The organism is Acidovorax radicis (genome assembly GCF_020510705.1).
GTDB lineage: Bacteria > Pseudomonadota > Gammaproteobacteria > Burkholderiales > Burkholderiaceae_C > Acidovorax > Acidovorax radicis_A.
In genome coordinates this window covers 3346805-3360326 of sequence record NZ_CP075184.1, presented here as the reverse complement: position 1 = coordinate 3360326, position 13522 = coordinate 3346805, and the positions used below count along the sequence as shown (strand labels likewise).

At 64.3% G+C, this 13522-nt stretch carries 9 protein-coding genes and 1 tRNA gene; 4 read left to right on the top strand and 6 right to left on the bottom strand.

The genetic code is table 11. The annotated features are described in order from the left end of the window. Window positions 1–12: 12 nt before the first annotated feature. The 6 genes from hpnE to hpnC all read right to left on the bottom strand — a co-directional run bounded on the left by hpnE (window position 13) and on the right by hpnC (window position 7271). Complete coding sequence (gene hpnE, locus KI609_RS15345) at window positions 13–1371, bottom strand: hydroxysqualene dehydroxylase HpnE (RefSeq protein ID WP_226444454.1); 1359 nt, start codon at window positions 1369–1371, stop codon at window positions 13–15. A gap of 232 nt (window positions 1372–1603) precedes the next feature. Further along, the gene (gene hpnD / locus KI609_RS15340; protein WP_226450452.1) at window positions 1604–2443 is read right to left on the bottom strand and encodes a presqualene diphosphate synthase HpnD; all 840 of its coding nucleotides are present in this window, start codon (window positions 2441–2443) and stop codon (window positions 1604–1606) included. Between the two features lie 117 nt (window positions 2444–2560). Then, entirely contained in the window at window positions 2561–3457 is an 897-nt protein-coding gene (locus tag KI609_RS15335) for an amino acid ABC transporter substrate-binding protein (RefSeq protein ID WP_226444453.1), read from the bottom strand. 314 nt (window positions 3458–3771) lie between these two features. Then, window positions 3772–5181: an L-serine ammonia-lyase gene (locus KI609_RS15330; protein ID WP_226444452.1), complete on the bottom strand. Its 1410-nt coding sequence runs from the start codon at window positions 5179–5181 to the stop codon at window positions 3772–3774. 77 nt (window positions 5182–5258) lie between these two features. Beyond that, window positions 5259–5990, bottom strand: a complete 732-nt coding sequence (locus KI609_RS15325; RefSeq protein ID WP_226444451.1) for a hypothetical protein — start codon at window positions 5988–5990, stop codon at window positions 5259–5261. 375 nt (window positions 5991–6365) lie between these two features. Then, a complete protein-coding gene (gene hpnC / locus KI609_RS15320) occupies window positions 6366–7271 on the bottom strand; it encodes a squalene synthase HpnC (protein ID WP_226444450.1) in 906 nt (301 codons plus the stop codon). A gap of 184 nt (window positions 7272–7455) precedes the next feature. Between hpnC and KI609_RS15315 the strand changes: the two genes are divergently transcribed. The 4 genes from KI609_RS15315 (at window position 7456) to tig (ending at window position 13481) form a co-directional block, all read left to right on the top strand. Next, window positions 7456–8724, top strand: a complete 1269-nt coding sequence (locus tag KI609_RS15315; RefSeq protein ID WP_226444449.1) for an efflux RND transporter periplasmic adaptor subunit — start codon at window positions 7456–7458, stop codon at window positions 8722–8724. A gap of 8 nt (window positions 8725–8732) precedes the next feature. Then, entirely contained in the window at window positions 8733–11915 is a 3183-nt protein-coding gene (locus KI609_RS15310) for an efflux RND transporter permease subunit (protein ID WP_226444448.1), read from the top strand. Between the two features lie 90 nt (window positions 11916–12005). Beyond that, window positions 12006–12092 (top strand) — tRNA-Leu (locus KI609_RS15305). A gap of 75 nt (window positions 12093–12167) precedes the next feature. Continuing rightward, window positions 12168–13481: a trigger factor gene (gene tig / locus KI609_RS15300; RefSeq protein ID WP_226444447.1), complete on the top strand. Its 1314-nt coding sequence runs from the start codon at window positions 12168–12170 to the stop codon at window positions 13479–13481. Window positions 13482–13522 lie beyond the last annotated feature (41 nt).

Genomic DNA, 13522 nt, shown 5'->3' with positions numbered 1-13522 from the left:
GCGTCGACGGGGTCAGCCCCTCATCGCCGCCGCAGCCGTGCCGCTGAGCACGGCCCCCTCCAGGGTGGCGGGGTAGGGGCCATCCACATAGTCACCGCAGGCTGACAGCCCCCTCAGTCCCGCCATCCCCGCCATCACCTGAGCGCCCGGCCGTTGCAGTCCTGGCGTGCAGGCAAATGTGGCGCGTTTTTCCACCACCGTCTGCACTGGCGTCATGGGCGCTGCGGACGGCAGCGCCAGCTGCGCAGCTGCTTGCTGCAGCACTTGTGCCTGGACCAGCGCGCGGTCGCCCGTGCTGGCACTCACCACAAAAGCCAGCAACCCATGGAGGCCGTCGAGCTGCCCCCGGTCGAACACGAATTGCGCGGGGTGTTGTGGGGTGTTGCGCAGGGCCAGCATGGGCTGGCGCAGGCGCACGCCGGGTGCGTAGGCATACACGGTGGTGATCGCTTCAAAGCGCAGGGCTGCAGCGGCGGCGCTCCAGCGCGCCGCCGCTTGCTGTTGCACCGTGCCCAGGTCAGGGCACGCTGCCAGCCCAGCCACCAGGCGGCTGGCCTCCCACGGCGAGCAGGCGAGCGTGACGTGGTCAAACGCGAGGGCGTCAGCAGGTTGCGCGCTGCTTGCGTTGCCGCAGGCTATCTCCCAGCGTCCGTCTTGCCGTGGCACAAGGCTCTGCACACGCTGCCCTGTCAACACGGATCCGCCTGCGCGCTCCAACCATTGCGCCGCCGCTTGTGGAAACAGGCTCCCCAGGTCGGTGCGTGGCAGCAGCAGGTTGGAGCCACCGCGCCCGCTGAACAGGCTGTCCTGTAGCACGCGCAAAAAAATCTGGCCACTGGCTTCGCGGGCCGGTGTGTTGAGCGCCGATACACACAGCGGGTCGATGAAATCGGCCAAAAGGCGGGGCGTGAGGGTGGTGCACAGCTGGGCCACCGACGTGTCAGGCGCGCACCGAAAGCCGCGCAGCTGCCATGCCGAGGCCGTGCGCAGCAGCGCGAGCTTGTCCTGCCAGCCCCAGCCCCGGGCCGTGGCGATGCCCCACAGGGCGTCCAGCGGCGGCGGTGCATCGGGCAGTTGCAGCCCCTGGCCGTCAGGAAACAACAGCGCAAGCGGCAGCCGCAACAGGGCGGTGTCGGGGTTCACGCCCACCAGCCGCATCAAGCGCAGGCTCTCGGCGTAGGCACCGATAAGGATGTGCTGGCCATTGTCCAGCGCGACGGACGTGCCGTCTGGCAGCGTGGCGGGCATGGCACGCGCGCGGCCGCCGACACTGCGTGCCGCCTCGAACACGGTGACCTGGCGGCCCGCCTGCGTGTGCGCGATGGCAGCGGCCATGCCGGCCCAGCCCGCGCCGATGACGGCGATCTTCATGGCAGACCGGCAACCGTGCGGGCCACTGGTTTTGCCGCAGGGCCGCCCCAAGGCGAAACGCGACCCCTTGCACCAGCGAGGCGCAGGGCATGCCTGCTGCTGGGGGCAGGGAGCGACATGCAGTGCGCGACCGTGGGGGCCACTGGTTTTGCCGCAGGGCCGCCCCAAGGCAAAACGCGACCCCCTCGGGGGGCAGGGAGCGACACGCAGTGCGCGACCGTGGGGGCCATCCTCACATCCGACCCAGCGCCTGCACCTTCCAGGCCAGCCAGAATTTGCGCAGCGGCGTGAGGCGGATACGCTGGTGCAGCACCTGAAAGTTCTCGTGTTCGATCTCGCGCAGGAGGGTGCGGTAGATGCTGGCCATCATCAGGCCGGGTTTTTGGGCGCGACGGTCGGCGCTGGGCAGCATGGCGAGGGCCTCGTCGTACAAGCGGTGTGCGCGCGCGGCCTGAAATTGCATGAGCGCCGTGAATCGGTCCGAGTACTGGCGCTTCAAGATTTCGTGCGCCTTCACATCAAACTGCTGGAGCTCGCTCACTGGCAGGTAGATGCGGCCCAGCATCGCGTCTTCGCCCACGTCGCGGATGACGTTGGTGAGCTGAAAGGCCAGCCCCAGCGTGTGTGCATATTGCGTGGTGCGCTCGTCGGTCTGGCCAAAAATGCGGGCTGCCACTTCGCCCACAATGCCCGCCACCAGATGGCAATAGCCCTTGAGACCGGCAAAGTCGAGGTAACGCGTTTGCTCCAGATCCATCTGGCAGCCGTCAATCACGGCCTGCAGGTGGCGCTGTTCGATGCCGAACTGCGCTGTGTGGGGCATCAGCGCCAGCATCACCGGATGGCTGGGTTGGCCCGCATACGCCTTGGCGACCTCGGCTTGCCACCACGCCAGCTTGGTGCGGGCCACGCCCGGGTCGGTCACTTCGTCGACCACATCGTCCACCTCGCGGCAAAACGCATAAAACGCCGTGATGGCCGCGCGGCGCGGCGCTGGCAAGAAGAGAAAGGCGTAGTAAAAGCTGCTGCCCGAGGCCACGGCTTTTTGTTGTACGTACTGCTGCGGTGTCATGGGGGGAGATTGTCCCATGGGCCAGCGCACCGCCCGTGAAACCGGCACGGCCAAAAAACAGTGCACCCGGGGAACTGGCTGGGCCAGGCCACCGGGTGTGTCTCCCTCAAGGGAGCATCAAAACGCGATCTGCTCCACCCCGATGTCACTGGGGCGCCGCAGGGCTTCCTTCATGAACATGCTCAGGGGCAGCGTGCCTTGTTCGGAGCTGAACCACTTCTTGTAGAGCGCGGTCATTTCGCCGTTCTGAATCATGCGGCGCGTGACGCGGTCGACCAGTTCCTTGAATTTGGGGTCGTCCTTGCGCAGGCCGATGCTGTAGGGCTCGACAGACAGGCGTTTATCCAGGAACTGGTACCCGTCCATGGATTTGCCCAGGCGGGTCAGCGGGATCCAGATGCCTGCGTCGTCGGCAAAGGCGGCATCGGCCTCACCCTTGGCCAGCGCATTGACCGCGTCCAGCGTGCTGTCCACCAGCACGTAATTGAATTTGCGGGTGAAGGTGCGTTCGTTGGCACGCAGCAGGTTTTCGTTGGTGGTCTTGCCTTGCACGGCGATTTTCTTGCCCTGCAGGTCGTCCAGCGTCTTGATGCCAGAGTTTTTGCGCACCAGGAAAGCCGACGACGCCACAAAGATGTGGTGGCTGAACGCAATTTCTTTTTGCCGTGCGGCGGTGTTGGCTGTGCCGCCGCATTCCAGATCGACCACGTTGTTCTTCACGTCGGTGATGCGGTTCTTGCCGTCCACCAGCAAATACGTCACGCGCAGGTCAGGGCGCTTCAGTTCTTTTTTGATTTCTTCGAAGATCTGCAGGCAGATATCTACCGTGTAGCCCTGCACCTTGCCCGTGGATGCATCCTTGAAGGAAAAAGGAAGGGACTTTTCCCGGTGGCCCAGCCGCAGTTCCCCGGAGCTGGCAATGTGGGAAAGGGTGTCTTGTGCCAAAGCAGGGGCACTGGCCAGGGCAAGGGCAGCCATCAAAGCCCAGGGGTTCAGCTTGGAAAATAGTGACATCTTGAAAAGCAAAGTGAGGTGGTTCGGACAGCGCACAGTCCTGCCCGGTTTCTCGATTGTCATTCGCCCCGGGGCGTTCTGGCACGCCGGAACGAGATCAGGCTTGCGGCGCGTCAGCATTCCACAACGTTTACCCTAGGTTCGCCTGCATGGCTACCGTTGTGCAAGGGGGCATGTCATGCCGATGTGGCGCGTGATTTTTTTAACGGCTTTGGCCTGTGGCGCTTGTGGATAAAGCGCAGGATGCTATCAATTTTGAATTGACTGCCAGGGCGCGCCTGGTCGTGGTTGTTGCCGTGCGGTGGCGGTGGTGCTCAGCACTCCACGACATTCACGGCCAGTCCTCCACGCGACGTCTCTTTGTATTTGCTTTTCATGTCGGCGCCGGTCTGCATCATGGTCTGGATGACCTTGTCGAGCGAGACCACGTGCTGGCCGTCACCGCGCAGGGCCAGGCGGGCGGCGTTGATGGCCTTGATGGCGCCCATGGCGTTGCGCTCGATACAGGGGATCTGCACCAGACCGCCCACCGGGTCGCAGGTCATGCCCAGGTTGTGTTCCATGCCGATCTCGGCGGCGTTTTCGATCTGCTCGGGCGTGCCGCCCATCACGGCTGCCAGGGCGCCGGCAGCCATGGAGCAGGCCACCCCTACCTCGCCCTGGCAACCGACCTCGGCGCCCGAGAACGACGCGTTCTCTTTGTAAATGATGCCGATGGCGCCCGCAGTGAGCAAAAAGGTGGCGATGCCGTCTTCGCTGGGCTGGTTCGCGCCTTGCACAAAGTTCACGTAGTAATGCAACACCGCAGGGATGACACCGGCTGCGCCGTTGGTGGGGGCTGTCACGACGCGCCCGCCCGCAGCGTTTTCCTCGTTCACGGCCATGGCGTAGAGGTTGACCCAGTCCAGCATCAACAACGGGTCGCGCAGCGCGGCTTCAGGCGAGCGGCTCAGTGCGCGGTGCAGCTCAGCCGCGCGGCGGCGCACCTGCATGGGGCCGGGGAGGTTGCCGGCGCTGGCGCAACCGCGTTGCACCGCACCCGCCATGGTCTGCCAGATGGCCATGAGTTGGCGATGCACCTCGGGGGCACTGCGCCAGTGCTGCTCGTTGGCGACCATGAGCTGGGCGATGGTCATGTGCGTGGCCTGGCACTGGGCCAGCAGCTCGGCGCCCGTGCGAAACGCGTGGGGCAGGCCCCGGCCATGGCCTGCCGCATCGGGCCCGGCGCTGGCGGGTGGGTTGAGCACGCGTTCACCCGCTGCATCCATCACAAAGCCGCCGCCCACCGAGTAGTACTCGCGCATGGCGATCTCGTCGCCCCGCGCGTTGTAGGCCCTGAAACACAGGCCGTTGGGGTGCAGCGGCAGACTTTTGCGCCGAAACAGCAGGTGGTCTTTTTCGATGAAAGGCACGGTGTGTTCACCCATCAGTGCCAGGGACCGGCGGGTGCGGATGTCGGCAATGGCGGGCGCGATCTGCTCGGGGTCTATGCGGTCGGGCTCATGCCCGGCCAGACCCAGCAGCACGGCGCGATCCGTGCCGTGGCCGACGCCGGTGGCCGAGAGCGAGCCAAACAGCTCCACCGTCAGACGGTGTACTGCCGCCAACCCCACGGTGGCTTGCAGCTGGCAGGTGAACTGCCGGGCGGCGATCATGGGCCCCACGGTGTGCGAGCTGGAGGGGCCGATGCCGATCTTGAACAAGTCGAAAACGCTGACGGACATGGAGGGTTTCTCTCTGGTGGGGTGGCCTAACGGGCCTGAAAGTCTTTCGCTGCGGTGCCGAGCCGTGGCTGGGCGGCCTAGTCGCGCGGCGGCCTTGGGGTGGCGCGCGACGACAGGGATGAGTGCAGAAAAGAAGCCGCTGCAATCAGCACCGCCCACGCGATCAATACGTCCCAGAACCCCAAGACCAACCACACAGGCGCCAGCAGCGGGCCCGCCAGCGGTAAAACGTAGAAGGTCAGTCGGGGTGTCCAGAACCCCGTGGCTTTCATGCAAGGGGATGAGAAGGGGTCGAATGTGCCGGGTGAGCAACCCAGGCTGTGCAAGACCGAACGCGCTGTATCGGTGCCGACGATGGGGGTGCCCAATGCGACGCAAAAGGCGATAAACCCCAGCAACAAAAGCCAGAAGGCAGCGCGCGCTGACCACCGCAGAACATCCGTGCGGTGCACGGTGAGGGCGAGGGGCTGGGGGCTCCAGCGTCGCCACCACGCGGTTGCTTGTGTGGGGTGTTTTTCTACCCAGCGTACCGCGCCGAGGGCCAGCAGCCACAGTGCGATGAGCCCCCAGAAGTTGCTCAGCAGCGTGAAGGCGTAGTCTGCGGGGCTGTTGGCGGACAGGAAAGGTGCCAGACGCAAGGCCACTGGGTTCGTGAGCCACGAGCAGGTGCGCAGCGTGGGGTCGGCATGGGGCTGGCACTGGAGCTGGTCCATCACGTGCTCGGCCACGGTGCCGCCCACGAACCCGAACACGAGGCAAAAAAGGATGAGGCCCCATTGAAGGGCTTTGAAGACAGTGGTGGCGGACACGTGGAGGACCTTTGGGCAAGCGCACATCGACAAATTGCGCAGGCGTGAGGTGAGGTGTGGTGAGGTGAGGTGTGTACCGTTGTTGTTGTTGTAGGGGGCCAGGCGGCGCGCGGGTCCAGCCTTGGCGGCGACCCATGCGCCATGCGGTGGCTGTGGGCGCAAGACTAGCCTGCTGTTGTGGCAATGCCATGCACGCTATCCCTGCCCCCTCCGGGTGGGCCTTGGGGCGAGGGAGGGGCGTGGGGTGTGTTTTTGCTTCTTAATTGATAGCTGATTGCGCTTAATGCATAAGCGCTACAGCCTGTTTTTGCATAAATATGCGTCGCCAGCCGTTTGTCAATGTCAGCGGGGCTTGCGGCCCATGAATTTTGCTTCTCACATGGCCAGCGCGCGCGCCAGCATCACCAGCCAATCCCCGGTGCGCAGGCGCGGGCGGGTGTGCAGGTTGGCGCCGCGCAGGGCATCAACCTTGTCCAGAATGCGCAGGCCGCCCTGGACCACCAGCCTCAGCTCCCAGCCCGCGCGGCCGGGCAGTCGGTGTACCAGCGGAGCACCGATGTGCATGCTGGCGCGCGCCCACTGCGCGCAGTCCGCAATCAGGCGCGCGTTTTCGGGGGAGCTGCGCAGGGCCTGCAGGTCGGCCTGGCTGGCACTGTGTGCCGCGACATCGGCGTGGGGCAGGTAATAGCGGCCTCGGGGGATGTCCACGCTCAGGTCTTGCCAGAAATTGATCAACTGCAGTGCGGTGCAGATGGCATCGCTTTGGGCCAGTGCGGTGGTGTCGGTCACGCCATACAGATGCAGCAACAGGCGACCCACGGGGTTGGCCGAGCGCCGGCAATAGCCCAGCAGCTCGGTGCGATCCGCGTAGCCTGCGGCGTCGCGGGTTTTGGCCACGTCCTGGGCAAAGGCGCTGAGCAGATCTTGCAGCAGCGGCACCGGCAGGTGGTGGCTGCGCAGGACGCCCTGCAACGGCCCGAAGACCTCGGGCCAGCGGGCCGAGGGCGGCTGATTTTGTGCGATGGCCTGCAGGTCAGCGTGGTAGGCGGCCAGATCTGCCAGCCGGGCCGGGGCTGGCGCATCGCCTTCGTCGGCGATGTCGTCGGCGGTGCGGGCAAAGGCATAGATGGCGGCAATGGGCTGGCGCAGGTGCGGAGGGCACAGCACGGAGGCCACGGGGAAGTTTTCGTAGTGCGTGACAGGCGCGGCCACTGCAGCGCCGAGCGGCTGCGGTGCGGGGGCTGCGGGGGGCGTTGAGGAGGGGCTGGTGCGATCATTCACACCCGGGATTGTCGCTTGACAAGGCGGGGGGCTTCTCATAGATTACTAACCGGTCAGTCAGTAACTACAATAATGCATTCAATGGGACCAGGGGCTGGCCGATCCCCCGTCGTAACGCAGGCATGTGTGCTTGCGTTTTGCGTGCAGCTCCCTGTGGCCCTTTTTTACTTTCACCGGATTTCCCATGCGCACACCCTCCGCTTCGCGGCCTTTTCAACGGTATTCACGGTATTGGCTGGTGCTGGCCACGGCAACGCTGCTGGCCGCCTGCTCACGCCCCGCACCGCCCGAGGAGCCTGTGCGCTCGGTGAAACTGCTGACCGTAGGGGTGGGAGCGCTGCAGTCCAACCTGGAGTATTCGGCCGAAGTGCGGGCCCGCGTGGAGTCGCGCCTGGGCTTTCGGGTGGCGGGCAAGATCGTGCAGCGTCAGGCCGAACTCGGCCAGCGCGTGAAGGCAGGGCAGGTGCTGGCGCAGCTCGACCCCAAGGACTACCAGCTGGCCGCCGATGCGGCGCGTGCGCAACTGGCTGCGGCCACCACACAGCGTGACCTGGCGGCGGCCGATTTCAAGCGCTACCAGGCGCTGAAGGACCAGAATTTCATCAGCGGCGCCGAGCTGGAGCGGCGCGATGCCACGCTCAAGGGCACGCAGGCCACGCTGGATCAGGCACGGGCGCAGCTGTCGTCGCAAGGCAACCAGGCCGCTTACACCACGCTGGTGGCGGATGTGTCGGGGGTGGTCACGGGCATCGACGCCGAGCCGGGCCAGGTGGTGGCTGCGGGCACGCCAGTGGTGCGCATTGCGCAGGACGGCCCGCGCGATGTGGTGTTTGCGGTGCCTGAAGACAAGGTGGCGCAGATCACGCGGGGCTCTGAGGTGGCGGTGCGCGGCTGGGCGGGTGGGGAGACGATGGCAGGCCGCGTGCGCGAGGTGGCCGCCAGTGCCGACCCTGCCACCCGCACCTATCAGGTGAAGGTGGCGATTGAAGGTGCACAGGCCCCGGCGCTGGGGTCGACGGTGTATGTGACACCCAAGGCGCTCAGCCATGCCGGCCTGGCAGCCATCAAGCTGCCGACCAGCGCGTTGCGCCAGCAGGGGCAGGCCACGGCTGTGTGGGTGTACGACGCTGCCAGCGGCACCGTCAAGTCGCAGGTGGTGCAGATCGCCACGGCCGACGGCAACGAGGCGGTGGTGGCTGTGGGCCTGACGCCGGGCATGCAGGTGGTGGCGACCGGAGTGCATGTGTTGTCGCCAGGGCAAAAGGTCACTATTTATCAGCAAAAAGCGGCTCAAACGCCCGTCAGTAAAGCGCAAACAGCTCCTAATTCAGTAGTGATCCCTGCGCTGCCAGACAGCCCCGCTGCCGCTGCCTCGACCGCAGGTGCAGGCCCAGCCGTGGCTCCTGCTGCATCCGCCGCGCCTGCGGCTGCTACGGCCTCTGCCGCCCACTGAGGCCCGACATGAAACAAATACAACCCAAAGAGGGGTTCAACCTCTCCAAATGGGCGCTCGACCACCCGGCGCTCACGCGTTATCTGATGGTCGTGTTGATGCTGCTCGGTTTTGCGGCCTACTTTCAGCTCGGTCAGGACGAAGACCCGCCGTTCACTTTTCGCGCCATGGTGGTGCGCACGTACTGGCCTGGCGCCACGGCGCAACAGGTGGCCGAGCAGGTCACCGACAAGATCGAGCGCACGCTGCAAGAGGTGCCTTATGCCGACAAGATCCGCAGCTACTCCAAGCCCGGCGAGTCGCAGATCATCTTTCAGATCAAGGACTCGTCCAAGGCCAGCGAGGTGCCCAACGTCTGGTACTCGGTGCGCAAGAAAATCGGCGACATGCGCTACACCCTGCCGCAGGGCATCCAGGGGCCGTTCTTCAACGACGACTTCGGTGACGTGTATGGGGTGATCTACGCGCTGGAGTCCGACGGCTTCAACTACGCCGAGCTCAAGGCATTTGCAGACGACGCACGCCAGCAGTTGTTGCGCGTGCCCGACGTGGCCAAGGTGGAACTCTTCGGTGTTCAAGACGAAAAGGTCTTCATCGAGATCTCGCAAAAGCGCCTGTCGCAATTGGGCCTGGACATGAACCAGGTGCTGGCCCAGTTGGGGCAGCAAAATGCCGTGGAAGCCGCAGGCGCCGTCCAGACCCCACAAGACCAGGTACAGGTGCGTGTCGAGGGGCAGTTCAACGCCATCGAAGACCTGCGTGCCATGCCGATCCGCGGGCCATCGGGTGCGCAATTGCGCCTGTCGGACATCGCCGAAATCCAGCGCGGTTATGTGGACCCGCCCGCCGTCAAGGTGCGGCACCAGGGGCGCGAGGTGATTGCGCTGGGGGTTTCCATGACCAAGGGGGGCGACATCATTGCCTTGGGCAAGGCGCTGCATACCGCCACCGAACGCATCGCCAGCACGCTGCCCGCAGGCGTGCAACTGGTGAACGTGCAAGACCAGCCCAAGTCCGTTTCCACATCGGTGAACGAGTTTGTGAAGGTGCTGATCGAGGCCGTGGTGATCGTGCTGGCGGTCAGTTTCATTGCCCTGGGCCTGCACAAGCGCCCTGGCGAGCAGCCGTTTTACAAGCGCTGGTATATCGACCCGCGCCCCGGGCTGGTGGTGGGCATCACCATTCCGCTGGTGCTGGCCGTGACGTTTCTGGCCATGTGGTACTGGGGCATTGGCCTGCACAAGATATCGCTGGGTTCGCTCATCATTGCGCTGGGCCTGCTGGTGGATGACGCCATCATTGCGGTCGAGATGATGGTGCTCAAGCTCGAAGAGGGCTACGACAAGGTGCGTGCCGCCACCTTCGCGTATGAGATCACGGCGATGCCCATGCTCACGGGCACGCTGATCACGGCGGCGGGATTTTTGCCCATCGGTATCGCCAAGTCGGTCACGGGTGAATACACGTTTGCGATTTTTGCGGTGACGGTGATTGCGCTGGTGCTCAGCTGGATTGTGTCGGTGTATTTCGTGCCCTACCTGGGCACGCTGCTGCTCAAGATGCCGCCCCATGTGCTGGCTGCACAGGCCAACAAGGGCATCACGGACGACCCACACGAGGTGTTTGACAGCCCTTTTTACACCGTCTTTCGCCGGTTGGTGAACTGGTGTGTCGAGCACCGTTGGCTCACCATCGGTGCCACTGTGCTCACGTTTGCGTTGGGCATCGTGGGCATGGGCAAGGTGCAGCAGCAGTTCTTCCCGGATTCGAGCCGCCCCGAAATCATTGTGGACATCTGGTTCCCCGAGGGCACCTCGTTTGCGGGCAACGAAGCGGTCACCAAGCGGGTGGAGCAACGGCTGATGTCGGAGCCCGGCGTGAGCACCGTGAGCACCTGGGTGGGCTCTGGCGTGCCGCGCTTTTATCTGCCGCTGGACCAGGTGTTCCCGCAGAGCAACGTGTCCCAGTTCATTGTGGTGCCGCAGGACCTCAAGGTGCGCGAATCGCTGCGTGTAAAGCTGCCTGCGCTGCTGGCCCAGGAGTTCCCCGAAGTGCGCGGCCGCGTCAAGCTGCTGCCCAACGGGCCACCCGTGCCCTACCCGGTGCAGTTTCGTGTGGTGGGGCCTGACCCGCTGGTGCTGCGTGAGCGTGCCGACGAGGTGAAGGCGCAACTGCGGCAGAACCCCAACATGCGCGGTGTGAATGACAACTGGAACGAGCCTGTGAAGGTGCTGCGCCTGGAGGTCGACCAGGCCAAGGCGCGCGCTTTGGGCGTGACGAGCCAGTCCATTGCGCAGGCCTCCAAGACCATTCTGTCGGGCACGCAGGTGGGCCAGTTCCGCGAAGGTGACAAGCTGATCGACATCGTGCTGCGCCAGCCGCTGGATGAGCGCAACGCCATTACCGACATCGCCAATGCCTATCTGCCCACGGCCTCTGGCAAGTCGATCCCGCTCACGCAGATCGCCAAGCCCGTGTTCACCTGGGAGCCTGGGGTGATGTGGCGCGAGAACCGCGACTACGCCATTACCGTGCAAGGCGACGTGACCGAGGGGCTGCAGGGTGCCACGGTGACGGCAGGGCTGTTGCCGGCGCTCAAGGAGATTGAAGCGCAATGGCGTGCCGCAGGGCAGGGTGGTTATCGCATCGAAGTGGCGGGCGCTGTCGAGGAAAGCTCCAAAGGCTCGGCGTCGATTGCTGCGGGCATTCCGATCATGCTGTTCATCACCTTCACGCTGCTGATGCTGCAATTGCATAGCTTCAGCCGCGCGATGCTGGTGTTCCTGACCGGGCCACTGGGGCTGGCAGGTGTGGCGGCGGCTTTGCTGCTGCTCAATCGCCCGTTTGGTTTTGTGGCGCTGCTGGGGGTGATTGCGCTCATGGGCATGATCCAGCGCAACTCGGTCATCCTGATCGATCAAATTGAGCAGGACCGGGCAAGGGGCGTGCCTGCGTGGGATGCCATCGTGGAATCTGCCGTGCGCCGCCTTCGGCCCATTGTGCTGACGGCTGCGGCGGCGGTGCTGGCCATGATCCCGCTGTCACGCAGCGTGTTCTGGGGCCCGATGGCTGTGGCCATCATGGGCGGGCTGGTCGTGGCGACCGTGCTGACACTGTTGGCGCTGCCCGCGATGTATGCCGCCTGGTTCCGTGTCAAGCGGCCAGCGCTTGAGGTTCTTGGGGGTGCTTGATAAGCAGCGTGCCCGCATCAGGTAAAATAGAAGGTTGACCGATTTCACACAGGCGGCAGCTCAGCTTGCCGCCTGTTTGTTTGTAGAACCGCGCGGGTGGCGAAATTGGTAGACGCACCAGGTTTAGGTCCTGACGCCAGCAATGGTGTGGGGGTTCGAGTCCCCCCCCGCGCACCACCCATGTGAGACTTTGCGGAACACGGCGCTGCTGCGCTGCAGCCAGCACGATCCACATTCATAAGAGGAATAGCCATGGCCGTTACTGTTGAAACCCTTGAGAAGCTCGAGCGCAAGATTACGCTGAGCGTGCCCGTCACCCTGATCCAGTCCGAAGTCGACACGCGCCTGAAGCGCCTGGCCCGCACGGTCAAGATGGACGGTTTCCGTCCTGGCAAGGTGCCCATGAATGTGGTGGCCCAGCGTTATGGCTACTCGGTGCAGTACGAAGTGCTCAACGACAAGGTCGGCGAAGCCTTTGCCGTGGCCGCCAACGAAGCCAACCTGCGTGTGGCCGGCCAGCCCCGCATCACCGAAAAAGAAGGCGCTCCCGAAGGTCAGGTCACTTTCGACGCCATCTTCGAAGTGTTCCCCGAGGTCAAGATTGCTGACCTGTCCGACGCCGAAGTCGAAAAATTGTCCGCTGAAGTGACCGATTCGGCCATTGACAAGACGATCGACATCCTGCGTAAGCAGCGCCGCAGCTTCGCCCAGCGCGCCATGGACGCTGCAGCACAAGACGGCGATCGCGTGACGGTCGATTTCGAAGGCAAGATCGACGGCGAGACCTTTGATGGCGGCAAAGCCGAAGACTTCCAGTTCCTGGTGGGCGAAGGCCAGATGCTCAAGGAGTTCGAAGACGCCGTGCGTGGCATGAAGTCTGGCGAAAGCAAGACGTTCCCCCTGGCATTCCCTGCGGAATACCACGGCAAGGATGTGGCTGGCAAGACCGCTGACTTCCTCGTGACCATCAAGAAGATCGAGGCCGCCCATCTGCCCGAAGTGAACGACGCCCTGGCCAAGTCGCTGGGTATCGCGGACGGCTCTGTCGACGGCCTGCGTGCAGACATCAAGTCCAATCTGGAGCGCGAAGTCAAGTTCCGTCTGCTGGCCCGCAACAAGGCGGCCGTGATGGACGCCCTGGTGTCCAAGGCCGAGCTGGACCTGCCCAATGCCAGCGTGCAAGCTGAAATTGCCCGCCTGCTCGAAGGCGCTCGCGCTGAACTCAAGCAACGCGGCATCAAAGACGCCGACAAGGCGGAGATCCCTGAAGACGTGTTCCGCCCGCAGGCGGAGCGCCGCGTGCGCCTGGGCCTGGTGGTGGCTGAGTTGGTCAAGGCCAACGAACTCCATGCCAAGCCTGAACAGCTCAAAGCCCACATCGACGAGTTGGCCGCCAGCTATGAAAAACCAGAAGACGTGGTGCGCTGGTATTTCAGCGACCGCCAGCGTCTGGCCGAAGTCGAAGCCGTTGTGATCGAAAACAACGTGACCGAATTCGTGCTGGGCAAGTCCAAGGTGGTTGAGAAGGCCGTGTCGTTCGACGAATTGATGGCACAACAGGGCTGATAGGCCCTGGCCACCCCGGGCAGCGAGTTTTTCACCCACCC

Coding starts and splice junctions, on each gene's coding strand:
- KI609_RS15315 (WP_226444449.1), top strand. CDS start 7,456: ATGCGCACACCCTCCGCTTCGCGGCCTTTTCAACGGTATTCACGGTAT.
- hpnD (WP_226450452.1), bottom strand. CDS start 2,443: ATGACACCGCAGCAGTACGTACAACAAAAAGCCGTGGCCTCGGGCAGC.
- KI609_RS15335 (WP_226444453.1), bottom strand. CDS start 3,457: ATGTCACTATTTTCCAAGCTGAACCCCTGGGCTTTGATGGCTGCCCTT.
- KI609_RS15310 (WP_226444448.1), top strand. CDS start 8,733: ATGAAACAAATACAACCCAAAGAGGGGTTCAACCTCTCCAAATGGGCG.
- hpnE (WP_226444454.1), bottom strand. CDS start 1,371: ATGAAGATCGCCGTCATCGGCGCGGGCTGGGCCGGCATGGCCGCTGCC.
- KI609_RS15330 (WP_226444452.1), bottom strand. CDS start 5,181: ATGTCCGTCAGCGTTTTCGACTTGTTCAAGATCGGCATCGGCCCCTCC.
- tig (WP_226444447.1), top strand. CDS start 12,168: ATGGCCGTTACTGTTGAAACCCTTGAGAAGCTCGAGCGCAAGATTACG.